Origin of the sequence: Haemophilus parainfluenzae, from assembly GCF_900450995.1 — a bacterium.
GTDB lineage: Bacteria > Pseudomonadota > Gammaproteobacteria > Enterobacterales > Pasteurellaceae > Haemophilus_D > Haemophilus_D parainfluenzae_O.
The window spans coordinates 1,281,892-1,299,918 of record NZ_UGHY01000002.1; the positions used below are offsets into that span (position 1 = coordinate 1,281,892).

General features: G+C 38.0%; 12 protein-coding genes and 2 pseudogenes. 10 read left to right on the forward strand and 4 right to left on the reverse strand.

The features are described 5' to 3' along the window. Positions 1 to 32 precede the first annotated feature (32 nt). A complete protein-coding gene (locus DX522_RS06545) occupies positions 33 to 1,631 on the forward strand; it encodes a ShlB/FhaC/HecB family hemolysin secretion/activation protein (RefSeq protein WP_115180219.1) in 1,599 nt (532 codons plus the stop codon). Between the two features lie 159 nt (positions 1,632 to 1,790). Continuing rightward, entirely contained in the window at positions 1,791 to 6,164 is a 4,374-nt protein-coding gene (locus DX522_RS06550; RefSeq protein ID WP_115180220.1) for a hemagglutinin repeat-containing protein, read from the forward strand. Between the two features lie 68 nt (positions 6,165 to 6,232). On the opposite strand, the pseudogene DX522_RS06555 reads toward DX522_RS06550, so the two are convergent. From DX522_RS06555 to DX522_RS06565, 3 genes and pseudogenes are all read right to left on the reverse strand, one after another. Then, positions 6,233 to 6,571, reverse strand: a pseudogene (locus tag DX522_RS06555) (transposase); the annotation flags it as partial. Then, the gene (locus DX522_RS06560; RefSeq protein WP_115180222.1) at positions 6,565 to 6,789 is read right to left on the reverse strand and encodes a helix-turn-helix domain-containing protein; all 225 of its coding nucleotides are present in this window, start codon (positions 6,787 to 6,789) and stop codon (positions 6,565 to 6,567) included. The pseudogene DX522_RS06555 and the gene DX522_RS06560, both read right to left, overlap by 7 nt. A gap of 83 nt (positions 6,790 to 6,872) precedes the next feature. After that, positions 6,873 to 7,418 (reverse strand): carboxymuconolactone decarboxylase family protein, encoded by a 546-nt coding sequence (locus DX522_RS06565; protein ID WP_115180223.1) that lies wholly within the window; start codon positions 7,416 to 7,418, stop codon positions 6,873 to 6,875. Between the two features lie 481 nt (positions 7,419 to 7,899). On the opposite strand from DX522_RS06565, the gene DX522_RS06575 reads away from it, so the two are divergent. The 8 genes and pseudogenes from DX522_RS06575 to DX522_RS06610 all read left to right on the forward strand — a co-directional run bounded on the left by DX522_RS06575 (position 7,900) and on the right by DX522_RS06610 (position 17,249). Then, a complete protein-coding gene (locus DX522_RS06575) occupies positions 7,900 to 8,370 on the forward strand; it encodes a DMT family transporter (RefSeq protein WP_115180225.1) in 471 nt (156 codons plus the stop codon). A 53-nt stretch (positions 8,371 to 8,423) separates the two neighbouring features. Continuing rightward, complete coding sequence (locus tag DX522_RS06580; RefSeq protein ID WP_115180226.1) at positions 8,424 to 8,852, forward strand: DUF6884 domain-containing protein; 429 nt, start codon at positions 8,424 to 8,426, stop codon at positions 8,850 to 8,852. Then, positions 8,849 to 9,490 (forward strand): hypothetical protein, encoded by a 642-nt coding sequence (locus DX522_RS06585; RefSeq protein ID WP_115180227.1) that lies wholly within the window; start codon positions 8,849 to 8,851, stop codon positions 9,488 to 9,490. The genes DX522_RS06580 and DX522_RS06585 overlap by 4 nt, the downstream gene beginning before the upstream one ends. A gap of 48 nt (positions 9,491 to 9,538) precedes the next feature. Further along, positions 9,539 to 12,273, forward strand: a pseudogene (locus tag DX522_RS06590) (YdbH family protein). After that, entirely contained in the window at positions 12,270 to 12,476 is a 207-nt protein-coding gene (locus DX522_RS06595; protein ID WP_115180228.1) for a YnbE family lipoprotein, read from the forward strand. Before DX522_RS06590 ends, DX522_RS06595 begins: the two are co-directional and overlap by 4 nt. Positions 12,477 to 12,652: 176 nt before the next feature. Further along, positions 12,653 to 13,915 carry a DNA cytosine methyltransferase gene (locus DX522_RS06600; RefSeq protein WP_115180229.1) on the forward strand — a complete coding sequence of 421 codons (1,263 nt, stop codon included), beginning with the start codon at positions 12,653 to 12,655 and terminating at the stop codon, positions 13,913 to 13,915. Then, positions 13,908 to 16,013, forward strand: a complete 2,106-nt coding sequence (locus DX522_RS06605; RefSeq protein WP_262054177.1) for an ATP-binding protein — start codon at positions 13,908 to 13,910, stop codon at positions 16,011 to 16,013. Before DX522_RS06600 ends, DX522_RS06605 begins: the two co-directional genes overlap by 8 nt. Positions 16,014 to 16,076: 63 nt before the next feature. Then, positions 16,077 to 17,249, forward strand: coding sequence for a response regulator (locus tag DX522_RS06610; protein WP_115180230.1), 1,173 nt, complete (start codon positions 16,077 to 16,079; stop codon positions 17,247 to 17,249). Positions 17,250 to 17,477: 228 nt separating this feature from the next. Here the strand turns inward: DX522_RS06610 and DX522_RS06615 are convergent, their stop codons facing one another. Next, positions 17,478 to 17,960: a dioxygenase gene (locus DX522_RS06615; protein ID WP_262054178.1), complete on the reverse strand. Its 483-nt coding sequence runs from the start codon at positions 17,958 to 17,960 to the stop codon at positions 17,478 to 17,480. Positions 17,961 to 18,027 lie beyond the last annotated feature (67 nt).

Here is an 18,027-nt window from a genome sequence, read left to right on the forward strand (position 1 = left end):
GGGCAGATCATATTTTTTATTTCATCGCTGCTATGAATAAATTTGCTTTTCCTTTTCTTCTTACTCTTTTTTCATCAAATGTTTGGGCTGATGATATCACCCAATCGCTCCAACAATCTAAACAGCAATTCGCTGATCTACAGAGCCAAAATCAACAACGTTGGCTAGAACAACATCAATTCCAATCTACTTCTCAAGCGGTTGAAAATGGCGATTTCTCGCAAATTTGTTTAGATTATCAAGGTGTGAAATTTAAAGGAATAACGCTTATTGATCCAATGCCTTTTGCGCCTAAATCGGGCGAATGTTTGAATGAAGCTCGTCTTAATCAGCTGAGTCAACAACTTACTCAAGCCTATGTGAGAAAAGGCTACATTCACAACCCTTTTCAGTTTGAAGACGATCAATCAGGCGTTTTAACTCTGCATGTATTTGAGGGCAAAATTGCTGCTATAGAAAGCGATAACAAGCGGTTTAATTTAAGCCAAATTTTACCAAATGCGATAGGTAAACCGCTGAAAGTGCAAGATCTTGACCAAGCACTTGACCAAGCGAATCGCATCACGGGAAACAGCGTTTCTGTTGATGTTTTGCCAGCTAAAAATGGCGAAGTTAAACTGAAATTTACGAACGAACCAATTTCTCGTTTCAATGGTTCAATTGGATTGGATAATTACGCGTCAAGAACCTACGATCGTTGGCAGGTACGTTCTTCTGTTAGCATTAGCAACCCTTTTGGCTTATCAGATACGCTTTATCTAAGCGGTTCGCATACACTAAAATCTCGTCATCAATTTAGCCGCTCGGCATTGCTCTATTATTCCTTACCTTATGGTTATTGGACATTCAGTGGCTTTGCTTCTATTTCCCAATTTAAAACGCCGCTTTCACTTCAGACATTAAGCCTGCAACAAAAAGGGCAAACTCTTCAAACGGGATTAACCGCAGATTATGTTTTCCATCGTGGCTCTAATCATATTTCAACATTTTCAACGCAGATCGAGAAAATTAACAGCAAAAACCGACTGGATGATGTGATTTTAGATCTTCAAAGCCCTAAATTAACGAGCATTTCTATTGTGCTAAATCATTTGCAGCTGTTTGAAAATGCTACCTTTGCTACAGATTTCCGCTATGAACAAGGGCGAAACAAAGGCAAAAATCAGCCAGAAGATCTTTTTAGCCGTTGGAATTTTGAGCTGAAATTTAACCGCTATCAATCAATTGGAGATCAACTTTTTCGCCATTCACACCAGCTTACAGCACAATATAGCCACGATTATTTGTCTTCGATTAAACAGGAAGATTTGACGGGGCGTTATCGCGTACGTGGCTTGAATGATTTAAGTTTATCAGCAGAGAAAAATATTGTTTTACACAACGATATTGCTTGGGTAAAAGTAACCGAATTCGGTACATTTTTGCCTTACGTTGGCATTGATTTTGGCGTACAAAAATCAACACAAGCGAATGCTCAGCGAGAACAAGCCTTTGCTTATGCTGTTGGGGTGAATTGGGAGCAGAAAGCCTTTCAAGCTAACCTTGAATGGGCAATGGGGCGATTGTTTTCGAAAACTGATGATGTCAAACAAGAGCGATTAGTGTTGGGAAGCATCAGCTATAAATTCTAAGTTTATTACACTAATGCACACTTGATTTTTTACTCAATAAATTATTTTTTTGTGAAGCAGATCACATTTTTACTCCATAAATGACTGGTCTAACCTATTCATTTTTGTTTTAATACGAGCATTTCTTATTTAGTTATGTTCCATTTTACGAGGTACAAAATGTCTAAAACTTACTCTTTAAGCAAAATTTCACTCGCCATTGCATTCAGCATTGCGGGGCAATCTGCTTTTGCAGAAATCAGTGCGGCAGATGCCAACACACAAATTAGCAAAAAACAAGGCATTGAAATTATCAATATCGCCAATCCAAGTGCCGCAGGGTTATCGCATAACCGATATGATAAGTTTAACGTAGATAAATCTGGTGCTGTGCTAAACAATGCTCGTCAAAATGGTAAATCTCAACTTGCAGGCGATCTGAACGCCAACCCAAATCTCAAAACCCAATCCGCAAAAGTGATTCTTAATGAAGTAGTGAGTCGCAACCCATCTAAAATTGCAGGTCAGCAAGAAATCTTTGGTGATAAAGCCGATTATGTATTAGCAAACCCAAACGGCATTAGCGTGCAAGGTGGTGGCTTTATTAACACGACTCGTGCTTCGCTTGTAGTAGGTAAGCCTCAAGTCGTAGAAGGTAAACTTAAAGGCTATGATGCAACAGGCGATAACGCGTTAAGCACCAGCGGCAAAATTACCAGTTCTGGCGACATTGATTTAATCGCCCCGCAAGTGGCCGTTGGCGGTCAAATTACCACCAGCGAAGGGGTGAATGTGATTACGGGCAAAAATAAAATTGCACGTGAAGACAATGGCACGCTTAAAATCACGACTACAGAGCGTAAAGGCCAAGTGCTAGATGGCAAAGTCGTGGGTAGTATTCAAGCAGGCAGAATTCGTATTCATTCAACCGATGATCGTGCGACTATCACCGCTCAAGCGGCTGATTTACAAGCAAAAGAAGTGGATATTACCGCAGGCAATGCAAACTTAAACGGTAGAATTAGTCGTCATACAGATCGTGGTAAAGCAAAAATTACGCATCAAAATGGCGTACAGTCTCGCGATCATCAAAGTGGCTCAAGCGAAACCTACCAAGCAACCCGTGTGCAAACTGATCAATTTAACGTGAATGTCGGTGGTAAATTGAACATTTCAGGAGCAGATATTCAAGCCAAAAATAGCAATATTCTCGGTGGCAATGTACACTTAGGGGCAGAAAAAACCGTAAATTTACGTGAACACAGCAAAAACCAAAGCAAAGGCAGTTGGTATCGCAATGAACAAGAGAGCAATCGTGTTGAAACCACACACCGCACTACGATTGCAGGCGATAGTGTAAACATTGAAGCAACCAAAGGTAAAGTGACCACAGAAGGTGCAAAAGTTTCCGCAAAAACGACCGCTATTTATGGCGAACAAGGCGTGAATTTACGTGGTGCAAAAGCCACTACCACTCAAACGGCTCGTGCTGAATTTAAAAATGAAACTGCACGTTTAAAAACAGGTTTAAGTAGCCAAGATAGTAGCGTGCAGCACTACACTGCAACAGAATTAACGACCGAACAAGATCTTATTTTAGGCGGTAAAGGCGACCTGTATTTAAACGGCGTCGTGGCAAATGTAGATGGTACATTGCTTGCGAAAAATAGCGGTTCGCTTTCATTCGGCTCAGAAAGATCTAGCGAAAGTTATAACCTCAGCGATGATATGCGTTTCTGGGGTGGTTTAGCAGGCTCTAAAACCGTTGGTACAGGTAGAAGTGCAGAAACTGTTCACGGGGCAGATATTACCGTGAAAGGCGATACGACTTTAGATGCAAGCCGTGGCGTGCATATTTCAGGCAGCCGTGTCGTAACGGGCGGTAATGGCGTGGTAAAAGGCAATGCAGGTGCATTAGTTATTGATAGCACTCAAGCGAAAACCACTGCAGTTGATTACGCTCGTCAAGGTACTATTTTTGATATTACCAAGGCTCGCCAAAGTAGCTATACACATACCTCTACTGCAAAAGGTTCAACTTTAAAATCAGAATCAAATCTCCAACTTTCTACCAACAAAAACGTGAGCATTGTGGGCTCAACCGTGCAATCTGCAGGGTTGCTCGATATTGCAGCAAAAAGTGGTATTGAAGTGAAAGGTGCAGCTAACCACGTTCGTACGGAATCAAGTAAGGGTGGTTTTAGTTTCGCGGGCGGTTTCGACAGCCTCAAAACATCATTCCAACACGGGCATTTAACCGCAAATCTCAACCTTGATAATAACAAAGGTAAGCCAAGCGTGGATGCAGATGTTGAAATTAGCAAAGAGAAAAAAGCAGATGCTGTAAATGCAGAAGGTAAATTCCACTTGGGCTTGAACGTTTACAATAACAGCCAAAATAGTCACACAACAACGTATACAGGTTCAAGCGTAAAAGGTAACGATGTAGCATTGAATGCAAAAACTGTGACTGTTTCAGGTAGTGAAGTGGCGGCAACTCACGGTAATTTAGTCATTAACGCGGATAAAATCACGACACAAGCGGCCCAAAATCAAAGCATTAACAACAACATGAAAAACGAAGTGGATGTTGGTTTGAGCGGCACCGTAACCGAGAACAAATTAAGTGCCACTTTAGGTGTTGGCGTAGCTCATTCCTTGAATTCAAGCGTGGAAAACAAAGCCCAAGTAAGCAAACTTTCAGCGGCAAATGATGTAAAACTTAATGCAAATAGCATTGAGCATCAAGGCAGCCAAGTGCAAGCAGGCGGAAATATTCAAGAAAATGCGAAAGAGGTACTCCACACTACTGCGAAAAACAGTACAAATAGCTTTGGCAATAATGTGAATGTTGATCTCACCGTGTCTGCGAGCATTGATAAATCCAAAGCTTTCAGCGTGGAAGCAGAACTTGCTGCAAAAGGTGGACGTGAAACCGTATCAAGCATAACGCATACCGCAACGCAGTTACAAGCAGGTAAAAATATCAGCGTGAATGCAAACCACATTCAAGATAATGCTACCCAATACAGCGCAGGAGAAACGGCACAATTTAATTCAAGCAGCCATCAACTTGTAGCAGTTGCAAATCGTGTTGAGAAAAACAGCCTTTCAGCTGGGGCGAGTTTAGGCGTTTCAGCCGATACTACCGACTTCCAACGCTTTAACGTTGCAGCAAAAGTAGGAGCAAATTACAATCAATCTGCTAGCCAAGAAAGCAATGCTGTGCAAGGCTCAATTAATGCGAAAAACATGAACATTCACACAGGCAAATTTAATAGCCAAGCAAATATTAACGCAAGTGAAAATGTGAATATTCAAGCTCAAAGTGCTCAATTCAGCCAAGCAACAAGCAGTAAAACCCAATCAGGTGGTGGTTTTGAAGCGAAAGTAGGTGTTGGTGCAATGGTTGTGCCATCAGCAGGTGCAGCAGTTCCATCTATTGATTTAAGCCTTTCTGCAAATGGTAAAAACGGCAACCAAAGCCAAGCGGTGACGAACACCATTGCGGGTAAAAACGTAAATGTACAAACACAAGGCGTATTGAACTTGCAAGGCACAAACGTGCAAGCGGTTGAAAATGCTCAACTTTCTGGCAAACGTGTGAACATTACAGCGGGCAATAATCACGTTCAAAATGTGGCAGCTTCTGTCGCAACAGGCGTGAATATTGGAGCTAAAGTAGCAAATGCAGGCTTTAATACAAATGTAGGCGTAAACACTGAAAACAGCCAAACGCACACAGGCGTGGCAGTAAACGGTAAAAATGTGAGCATTCAAGCTCAAAACGGAGTGAATTTAAAAGGCGTGACCTCAACCTCTGAAAAGCTCAATCTTAATGCAGGCAAAGGCAATTTAGCGTTAACGGCAGCAACAGATAGCGTGAATAAAACCGATGTTTCAGTAGGCTTAAAACTAGGCGGTGGCGTGGCTGAACAAAAATGGACTCCGTCTTCAGGTAGCGGTCATCTTGCTGTGAATGTGGTGCGTAATGAGACACATACCGAAACCACTCTCAACACCGATACAGCTAAAATCAATGCTGGTGGTGATGCGAAATTTATCGGTGGCTCTGTCAATGCTAACCACGCAAGCGGTACGATTTCAGGCGACTCTCACAGTGAGCAATTAGCCAATAAAGTCAATGAAGTAAGTGTAAGCCTTGCTGCGAATGGTAGTGGTAAACTTGCTGTACCAACTACAGATAAGTGGGCAGAAGCAGCAAAAAATGACTGGAATAACGGTTCCATTGCAGGTGTGAAAGCGGATGCAAAATTAGAAGTTAATGCTAAATATCAGCAAACAGCAACTAATGCTGGCGTGAATGCAACACAGGATACAGTTGTAGTCAAAGGTGTGAAATCTCGTACTGAGATGAAAAATCATCATAGTCGCCAAATACATTTTAAAGCGGAAGCTACTACAGCGATAAAAAAACAAGTTGAAGCAAAAATTCCTGAAAAAGTAAGACAGGTAGTAAAACCAATACGTGCAGTAAATTTACAACTTATTAAAAATAATAAGGTAAATTATAAAGTACGTGTAAGACACTAAAACCCATCAAGCAGTCAATTTTTGTGAAACTTTTCACGGAATTGATCTGACCCCAAAAAATTAGACTGTTATTTAAAGGATTGTTTTCGATATTGTATCGGACTCAGTCCTTTTAATTTTAGTTGAATCCATCGATGATTATAGTAATCCAAATAATCTCTGACAGCATCAACTATCTCCTCTCTACTGTTAAATTCCCGACCATAAAAACATTCCGTTTTTAATCGCCCAAAGAAACTTTCCATTGCGGCGTTATCTAAGCAATTCCCTTTTCTCGACATACTTTGAATGATGCCATATTCAGCCAAGATTCGACGATAAGCTACCATTTGATATTGCCATCCCTGGTCTGAATGCAAAATGACACCACAAGCTTTATTTAATCCTTTGACGGCTTGCATTAACATGTCCTCTTTACATATTTGGGTTTCATCGGCGGTCGTCCTGATGGTTTACGGGGAATCACTCCTTTTATGCCACTTTTTTCAAACCGTTTCAACCATGTCCCAACTAAGGCGTTGGAAGGAATATTGTAAAAACGAGCAGCTTCTCTAATACTCATTTTTCGATTCAGAATAGGTTGAAGAACCTGTAATTTAAATTCGATTGTGTAGTGTTTACCCATAAAAAATCTGCACCTCAATTGTTGGTTTGGTTAGTCCAACTTTTGGGGTGCAGATCATTTTAACCGCACTTTTATAGACTTGATTATGAAAATGCTTGTAATTCAGGGTTGATTGGAGTTTCAGCAATATTGTTCACATAATTACATAATGTGGCGAGGCTAACACCTAAAATCACATCAATAGCATTTTCTTGGGTATAACCTGCATCAAAGAACGCGTTAAGTTGTGCTTCGGTTAATTTTGCTTTTTGTAAAATAACAGCAAGGGTGAAACGCGCTAAAGTATCGAGTTTTTTATCACTTTCAATACGAGCAGTTGCACGAATTTGGTTTACAAGCTCTTCTTCAAGTTTTAACGCTTTTAAAGCGATCTTCGTGTGGCCTGCTACACAGAAACCACAGCCATTGACTACGGCAGCAGTAATTTGCACCACTTCGCGTTCTGTTGCGGTTAGGCTATTACGACCATTAATACCTCCCACTGTACGATAAGTTTCAAGTGCAGTAGGGGCATTTGCGAGAACACCAATTAAATTTGGAATAAAACCATTGGCATTTTGTACGGCTTTTAAGGCTTCTTGTGCCGCTTCCGGTGCAGATTCAATGGTGTGAATTTTAAATTGAGACATAAACCACTCCTAAGGGATAAATCATAAATTTCCGCTTGATAATACCTTTCTAAATTCAGTAAGAAAAAGAAGAAAAGCTTATTTCATATAGCCAAAAGTTATGATTATTTTGGCGTCGCTATGCTAAATGTGTTTTGACGACAGACAGTAATCTCTCCAACTCTTTTTTGCCTTTTTCGGGAAGGACTTTATTGTCGCGCAACATTTGGGTGGCTCGTGCTTCAATAAAGCAGAGGTAATCGCTGTTTTGGGTTTCTTGGAATTGCTTTTCGGCTATGGATTTGAAGATTAGCGTCAAATAAAGAATAGTCAAATAGTGATCAAGATCAAATAAACAGGTAAGATGACTTACAACTTTTGAGGTATTTATGAATTAAATGCAAAGTGCGGTTGATTTTGGGACGATTTTTGCCGAATAGAAAGCATTTCACGGTAAATTAGAAAAGGTTAAAATAAACTAAATTTTATGTTGGGAGTCTCGATGTTTTTTGTTTATCTCATCGTCGCTTTAGCGGCAGGCGTAGCACTCGCCACGCAATCAGCTATTAATACACAATTGGCGAAAGTCATGAGTGGCGAAGCGGTGATTGCTACCTTTATTTCTTTTGCGGTAGGTACGATTTTTCTCTTTTTTATCGCATTGGCTAAAACTGATTTATGGGGCAACTTATCCACGATTCCATCACAACCTTGGTGGAAGTTAATTGGTGGGGTACTCGGAGCCGTTGTCGTGTTCACAACCGTTTTGCTTGCACCTAAATTAGGGATTACTGCGATGTTATTTTTTATCATCATCGGGCAATTAATTACGGCTGCCACTATCGATCATTTTGGTCTTATCGGTATGCCGATCCGAGAAGTGAACATCACAAAATTCATCGGATTAATTATTGTCGGTTTTGGATTAGTATTTTATTTCTTTGGAGATAAGTTGGTTGAGCTATTTAGATAAATTTAATGTTAAGAAAATAGTTTTTATATCACCTAAGTATAAATATTTATAATATGAAAAAAGTTATTTTATTATCTTGTGTATCAAAGAAAGCAAATGAAAAGGCAAAGGCAAAAGATTTATACCTTAGTCCACTATTTAAAAAGAGCCTAGCTTATGCCTATAAACTTAAGCCTGATGCGATATATATTCTATCGGCAAAGCATCATTTACTTGAGTTAGATAGTGTAATAGAACCTTATGATGTAACGCTGAATAAAATGAAAAAAAATGATAGATTGAACTGGGGCAGAAAAGTTATTGAGCTACTGAAATGGAAAGTTGACTTAGAAAGTGATCGATTCATTATTTTAGCGGGTAATAACTATATTTTACCAATTAAAGATAGCTTAATTCATATTGAACAGCCGTTCTATAAAATGAGATTAGGTGAGAGATTAAGTTTTCTAAATAAAGAACTAGAGGATTATAAAGAAGAATGACTTCATTAGCTTATGAATTACATTGTCTGCTGAATAAGAAAGAACGATTTAAGTTTCCTTTTGACAAGTTTAAGCTGCCTAAGAATGGTATTTATATCATCTTTGAGAAAGGTGAAAATTTTGGAAAAATGGACAGAATAGTGAGAATCGGTACTCATACAGGTGAAAATCAGTTACGTTCACGTCTGATGCAGCATTTTGTCAAAGAAAATAAGAATAGAAGTATTTTTAGAAAAAATATAGGTCGCTGCTTTTTGAACATAGAAAATCAAGATTATTTAGATTCATGGGAACTTGACATAACTTCAAAAGAAGGAAGAGAAGATAAACTGAAAAGGATTGATCGTGAGTTTGAAAAAACGTTAGAAAAGCGTATTAGCCAATATATTCAGGATAATCTTTCGTTTTGTGTTTTTGAAGTTAATACTAAAGAAGAGCGCTTATTTTGGGAAAGTAAAATTACTTCAACACTTTCTAATGCTGCTAAATTTGGTGAAATTAAACCTTCAGAAAATTGGTTAGGTAATCACTCTACAAAAGATAAAATTAGAGAAAGCGGCTTATGGCAGGTTAATGAGTTATATAAAGAAAGTCTAACTGAAGCTGAATTAAAAAAACTAGTGGCTCTTGTGAAATAATTATTTAGGCCTAGATATTTTATTCGTAACTGTATAATTGGGGAAACTATGCGAAAGCGTTGCCTGTGGGCTTTGATTATTTTGTTGCTGTTGATCGTAGTAAGCGTTGGCTTAGTACGCGTTTTTGCGACCCCAAAACATGTAGCGCAACTAACGAATCATTTTTTATCACCGCATTATCACATTGAATTAGCCGATGACTGGCAATGGGAAACAACAGGTTTAACGCTGCCAGAGCTAAAAGTGAAAACAGATCAATGTACGCTTGTGAACCTGAATAATACTCAGGTGACTTGGTGGAATACGCATAGTCTTGATGTTGAAAAGGCTAGCTTGAATTATGATTGTTTAACCCATTTACCCAGTGATAATGCTGAAAAAACACCGCCAAATTTGACCGCACTTTGGGCGGCATTACCTATTTCTGATGTCAAAGTTAAACACTTTCAATTAACGAATACCGAAGCGCTGAAACAAGCCGCTTTGCAGCCTTTTTTATCGGCTGACTGGGCGTTAGATGCAAACTATAACGGCAACCAATTAGCACTTGAAGCGCAAGCGAATAATGATGGGCTTGAGCTACATCACCAATCTACTGTTACTCCACAAGATGGTATTTTCCAATGGACGGGGAGTAGTGAAATCAAACAAGCGGGAGATAAAACCTACGATCTTCAGTTCAGTGCAAATTTTGAGCCTGATCTTTCTCAACTTCCTCAACAAGGAAATGTTTTATTCAATTGGAATAACCCTGAACTGGCTGTAACCAAAGGCGAGGCAAAAGTGTCGTGGCAAGGTACAGATGGGCAGTTGAACGTTCAAGACTTAACGGCAAATTCGCCGTTGTTAGATGTGCCTTTCATATTTACCAAAGATGGCGTGGATATTTCGTGGGGAAGTTTTATTGGACTTTCGATAGCTATCAACCAGTTAAAGGCTTTCTTGGGTTATCTATTCACCGTGCTGCAGAAGGCTTATTGCCATTAAGCATTGATATGAACGTGATCTTGCAAACCTTTGGCGAAATGGGCAAAGGGGAGATTGTGATTTCAGGAAAAAATGGCGAAATCGGTGGGGGCGATGACAATAACGAATTGGATTTTGAGCTGAAAACACGCGGGGATTTACGTTATAACGCTACCGTGGCGCAAACCAATTTAACCTATCATCTCGGCGGGCTCTTCACACATCCAGTGGTGTATTTTTATCCGGGTTCCGTCTTTAAAATGGATACCGTTCAGCCAGATACCAAGTTGCACGTTCGTTTGCCATTGGATGATATTATTATTGATCGGTATGGCGTAGAGGGACGCTTACAAGCAACCTTAGAGGGAACAACGGCTCAGTTTAATCATTTAGATTTAAAATTAGATGGGCAAGCTCATGAATTTATTGCTGGTATTAAAACGGTATTTGATTTGCGGGCAGATGATCAGAAATTGCTCTCATTGGAGAAACAAGCGACAAACCGTTGGGATTGGACAATCAATGGCAGTGCAAACTGGAAATCTTTAAATACACCAGTCAAAATGGAAGGTAAAGGCTTTTGGGAAGCCGATCATATTGAATTAAATCAACTTTCTGCACGTTCTAACGAAGTGAAAATGAAAGAGGTGAAAATGGCACCACTTTCATTGGAACTTAAAGATCGACTTCGTTGGGATTATGAAAAAGAGCATATTCGTGGTTTGTTACAAGCAAAAACGGATTGGGTTGAATTGGCTTATGGCGGTCGTTTTGTTTCGCCGATTTTCGGTTTAGGTATTGAAGGAAAAAGCATCAATCATTTCAATTTGGCAGGGGATTTAAAAGCGGGTGAACTTGGTCCGTTGGATGTATCAGCCGTGTACCAAAATACCGCACTTTCAGGCAAAATCAGCTGGAAAGAACAATCCGCAAAAGTGTTCCAATCACTTTTCCCTCAACAATGGAATTGGATAATTCATGAGGGCAGCATTAAAGGACAAAGTGAATTCGCAATTAATGGCAATGGCGTGAAGATGAAGGGGGAGTTGAATCTTAAAAATGGCAAAATCACTATGCCAGATGGTGAAGTTTATGGTTTGAATATTCGCTTCCCAATGAATTATGAAAACTCAGCATTACAAGTGTCTTCAGGTAAACCAATTCATATTTCGACTAAGAATCTTCGCTATGGGGCGCTTTCTGTAGTAAATGGAGAGCTGAATTTATTCGGGCGTTATCCGAACACCATGAAAAATCCGCTTACTTTGAGAAATGTGAAACTTTCCTTATTTGATGGCGTATTGACGGTGCCTCAGCTCACTTTCCCACAAAATAAAATGGCGACACTTTCTTTTACTAATATTGATTTAGCCCAAGTGTTAGCTTTAGCACAATACAATCAAGTAAGCTTAACCGGCCGCGCCAATGCGACCCTGCCATTTTGGCTTGGACATAAGGAATGTTTGATTTGTAATGGTACATTGGAACAAGTGGGAAATGTATCCATCAAATTAACCGATGAAATGGTGAAAGGGCTGAAAAAAGGTGGTTGGACAGAAAATATTTTGGTGGATTTATTAAAAGAAATGGAACTGCAAAATTCCCATGCGGCGGTGACGCTCGATCCGAAAGGACAAATGACATTGCGTGCGAGTATTAGCGGATTTAATCCAACCAAGCGAACCAATAATCCGATAACGTTAAATTATACGCACCAAGAAAATATGTTTGAATTGTGGAATATGATTGACTACGGCTCGCAATTTGAACAAAATCTGCAATATAAACTTTATAAGCAATTAGACAAAGACAAATGATAAAACACCTTAAATTTCAACCGCACTTTTTTATTTTTGCGGCAATATTTACACTTACAGCTTGTACACCGACCATTCAATTGGACACCCCAAAGGAAGGTATCACCATTAATATGAATGTGGTGGTAGATCACAATATTAAAGTGGAAATGGATGAAAAATCTCAGAAAGCCGTGGGTGAAGTAGAGCCTGTGAAGAAATAATAAATAAAAAAACGTTTGAACTTTGATTTTATTTCTAGCTATATTGTTTTCCATGGGTGTAGTTGTGTCATATCCAGTCATTGTTATGGGAAAGTTGGTTTAATATTGTTCATTTTGTGGTATCAATTTATAGCTACTGTTATAGCTAATTAAAATATAAGTAATTAAGGTATTAAATGTCAGAATTGCGTTTTCTCGATCTTTTTGCAGGTGCAGGTGGACTTTCCGAAGGGTTCATTCAGGCAGGTTTTAAGCCCGTTGCTCATATTGAATCGGACAAGGCTGCCTGTTTTACTCTGCAAACGCGTATGGCTTATCATTGGTTAAAATCAATAGATAACCTAGATGTTTATGTGGACTACTTAAATGGAAAATTAAGTCGCACAGAATTTTATAAAATCATCCCTGAGCATATTATAAAAACAGTAATTAATATGGAAATCTCAGAAAATACCTTAAAAACATTATTTAATGAGATTGATTATTTACTTAAAGACTCACCTCTTGATTTGATTGTTGGTGGCCCGCCATGCCAAGCCTATTCTCTTGTCGGTAGATCATGTGATTCTAATAAAATGCTTGGTGATAAACGTAATTATTTATACAAGTTTTACGGGAAATTTCTTCAACGCTACCAACCTAAATACTTTGTTTTTGAAAATGTATTAGGACTTTTATCTGCAAAAGATGCTAATGGCAATTATTATTTTCAAGAGATGAGAAACCTTTTTAAAAAGTTAGGTTACGAGACTGAATATCGCATACTTAATGCAAATGATTATGGCGCTCTGCAAGCTCGCAAAAGAATCATACTGGTTGGTAGAAAAGGGCATCAAACCGGATTCTATCCTCAATTAGAGCTTGATAAACCAAATGTGTTAGTTAATGAAATATTTACTGATCTTCCTGTAATCCATGCAGGAGAAGGAAGTGTTCGTCCTTGTAGAATGAAGAAGTATACGGGTAACTGGTTGTATGATTCAGGCATAAAAAACAATGATATTCCTGTTACATGGCATATTGCACGCCCACTCAATCAACAAGACTCCAAAATATATCGTTTGGTAACGGATCTATGGAGCAGAGAGGGGAAAAGGATGGAATATAATGATTTGCCTGAGAATCTTAAAACACATAAGAATCGAACTGCATTTGCCGACAGATTTAAGGTTGTTGCAGATAATTTATCTGCATCTCACACTGTATTAGCTCATCTTGCTAAAGATGGACATTACTATATCCATCCTGATTCATATCAGAATAGATCAATTACCCCTAGAGAAGCAGCACGCCTTCAAACTTTTCCTGATGATTATTATTTTGAAGGAGGGACTGACAAACCAAGTAGAACTGCTGCATTTAGGCAGATTGGTAATGCTGTTCCAGTTATACTGGCTAGAAAAATTGCAGAAAATTTGAAGGAGAATTGGCATGAGTGAAAATGCTTATAAAATAAGACCGGCTGGACGACATTTACTAACTATCGGTAGAGATCTAATTCAGGACAGTTATGCAGCTATCGTTGAGCTTGTAAAAAACGCTTATGATGCGGATTCAGAATCTGTAGAAATACATTTTAAAGCAACTGAAAAAACATCAGAAAATGTAAATGGTAATGCCGAGAAAAGAATAGAGATTACAGTCCGTGACTATGGTCATGGGATGTCCCAAGATACTGTGATTAACAAGTGGATGGTTCCATCAACGCCAGATAAGCTTGAGCGCAGAAAGAGTCCGCATGGCCGAATTATGCAAGGCCGTAAAGGGATAGGCCGCTATGCTGCGTCTATGCTTGGTTCTACCTTGTTACTAGAGACAGTCTCAAAAAGTGCAGAAAAAACAACTGTTTTAGTTGACTGGCATGATTTTGAAACATCTAAATACCTAGATGATGTTGAACTTTTAGTTGAAACTCATTTAACTGATGAGCTCTCAGGAACTACTTTGACAATTGAAGGTGGAGAAGAGTATTACAGCGAATGGAATGGAAAACAGTTTAAAGATTTAAATTATGAATTAAAAAAACTAATATCTCCTGTTCAAAATTCAATAGATAAAGCAGCTCAGGCTTTTCAGATTCATTTGAAAATCAGTGGGTTCTCAGATGTTGAAGATTTAGAAGAGATCATTGCTCCGTACCCTATCTTTGATTTATTCGATTATAAAATTTCTGGGAGAATTCATTCAAATGGTAAAGGTATTCTGACTTATGCTTTGCAGAAGGCAAGGAATACAGTAGAAGAGGTTATTCCGTTTGATTTAAAAGGTTATACTGCTTGTGGTGATTTAATCTTTGATATCCGTGTTTACGACAGGGAAAAGGAATCAATAGAACAATTAATTCACCGTGGTCTTAAAGATGATCATGGTAACTATCTAGGAAAATTGCAGGCGAGAAAAATACTTAATGATTCCAATGGGATTGGGGTATATCGCAATGGATTCCGGATTAGACCTCTTGGTGATCCTGAATTTGATTGGTTAAAACTTAATGAACAGAGAGTTCAAAACCCTTCTTTAAAAATTGGTAGTAACCAAGTAATTGGTTACGTATTAATTGACTCAGAGGAAAAGTCTGATTTAATAGAGAAGAGCGCTAGGGATGGTTTGCGTGATAATAATGCTTATAAACAATTGCAGAAGATTACAAATGAAGTAATTAAAGAGTTGGAAATACGTAGATTCAGTTATAGACGCAAAGCAGGATTAAGTAAACCTGCACTTAAAGTTGAAAAAGAGCTGAATCGAATTTTTTCTTTTGATAATTTGAAACAAACTGTTCATAAAAAATTGATTGCAGGTGGAATGAATGAAAAATCAGCAGAAGAAGTTATTGAATTGATCAGTAAAGAAGAAGAAGAAAAAAGCCAGACAGTAGAAGAAATCCGTCAAGCTATTGCGACTTACCAAGGGCAAGCAACTTTGGGGAAAATTATGAATGTGGTTTTACATGAAGGCCGAAGACCACTAAATTATTTTCGCAATGAAGTTCCTAGAATAGATAGATTTATCAAGAAATACAAGGAAACAAGTGATTTTGAACATATAGAAACGATTGAATCAATTGCACACAATACAGTTTCAAATGCTAAAACATTTTCTGACCTCTTTTTACGACTAGACCCTCTTGCCATGGGAAAACGCCCAGCTAAACGACAATTATCTATAGAGAATGAAATTTCTAATTGTTTTGCAATATTTCGTCAACAAATGGAAGATAAGGGCATTAAATTCAAAATTAGCGGAAGTGCAATTATAGAAGCATGGCAACAGGATATTGCTGCTATATTTACTAATCTTATAGAAAATAGCATCTTTTGGCTGTCAGAGAAAAATACTGACATTAAGGAAGTCATGATCAGTATTATTACTGAGAAAAATTCTTTAAGTTATATAGATTTTCGTGATACAGGTCCCGGGATAGAATCCAATCTTATTGAGGATAATCTTATATTTGAACCTCAATTTAGCACTAAACCGGGGGTACAGGTATCGGTTTGGCAATTGCAGGTGAAGCTGCTGATAGAAACGGGTTGAAACTTACAGCTTTAGAATCTACTACCGGAGCTTATTTTAGACTTTCTACAAAAGGGGATGAAAATGAATAATATGAAGTTAATTCTTATCGAAGATAACGATGAAGAGCTGCAATCTTGTAAGAACGCCGTAAAAGATTTTAATGATGATCACAAAGACAAGAAGTGGTATATTCGGTTAGAAACTTATACCAATATAGAGAATGCATCAAAAGCATTAGAGAATTCTTACTTTGATGGTGCAATTATCGATATGAAATTAGCTGATTCTGGCAATGAGGGAAATCAGGCTTTAGATGTAATAAGAAAGCATTTAAAACGGATACCCGTAGCAATATATACTGGAACTCCTGATGTTGCAGATGTAACAGATATTCCTTCAATTGGTCTGTTTAAAAAAGCAGATATAACATATGAACAGCTTATATATAAATTTTGGGATATTTACAAAACTGGATTAACCAAAATAATGGGAGGAAAAGGTCAAATTGAACAAAGTCTAAGTCAAATTTTTATAAAATACCTTCTTCCTAAAATTTCACCGGAACCAACAATTTCAGAAAAGAGTAATTGGGTTTCTTATGCAGAAGAAGATCCGGATAACACGGAAAAAGCTTTACTGCGCTATACGCTTAATCATCTCATTCATGAATTATATAAAAGCAGTGAAAATTGCTACCCTGATGAAATGTATATACATTTGCCAAACCTAGAGCTGGATCAAGTAAAAGTAGATACAGGGTGCATTTTAAAAAATAAAGATAACAATAAATTTTATATTGTTTTGAGTCCTGCTTGTGATTTGGCAGAGCGTGAAGGGGGAGAATGCAATACTGATAGAGCATTACTGGTTGAGATTCAAATGCTTGAAGATATTTTATCTGATGACTATTTTATTAGTAATTGCCATGGTGGTAAAAAACTTAAAAAAAGGTACTTAAAAAGTAATCCTGAGTCTCCAAAAGAGTATCTTTTAAAGCAACAAGATAATGACTTAATAAAATACCAAAGAAATACAAAAAATTTATATTATTGTTGGCTTCCCAAGACTAGTTGTTTCAATAATGGAGCTGTCATTAATTTTAGAAGAGTCTCTACATATTCTCAAGAAGAGCTAAATGAGTCTTTTAATAGTCCAGTTATTCAAGTGTCTAGCCCATTTCTAAAAGACATAATATCTCGATTTTCATCCTATTATGCACGACAAGGGCAACCTGATATAAATTTTATGATTTGAGTATATTCTTAATTATATATTTGTAGAGATCTAGCAGATTTGAATATGTGTAAAAAAGAGGCCTTTAATACAGGGCCTCTATTGGAATATGGGTTTAATGTTAATTTTAGATATTAAACAATCTAAAAATTTAGATTGGATTGCGATACTAATCACAATCAATTTAATGCTTCTGTTAATTTATCCTGAATTTATACTCTGCTGAGTCCTATCTCTTAAAACTTATAATCAATAATCAGAAAAATTATGGTAACTAATTAAGTTGGTAAAGAAAATTTTCTCTTCCAATGAGTCTTCAAATTTCAAAGCATTTTTAAGGCTAAGTTGCACCACAGGAATATCGGCATCGGGATAGAGATATTTCAACACTGCCCATGCACCATGATCAAAACCACGCGTCGGGTTCAGCTCGACATTTTCCGGCTGTAATAATGACTGCACCTGCTCTGCCAACTCAGGCGAACTGGGCGCGGGATATTGCACTTGGCTGAGTTCATCGGGAAAACCATAGAAATCGTAAATCATTTCAGGGTGTTCACCTGATGTTACCTGCAAACGGCTACTGTACCAATGCGCTGAAATCATCAAAATAGCTTTTGGTTTGGCAAACTTTTGCGTAATTAGGCTGAAACTCTGATTGAACGGGTTTTCTTTATCTAACGCATTCATCGGGCTACCATGCCCAACGAACAATACAGGCATTTTTTTCATTATTTTCTCCTAAATATTTGATGGAGCAGATTGTACGGTTAAATCTTTGTGTGAAAAATACCACTTT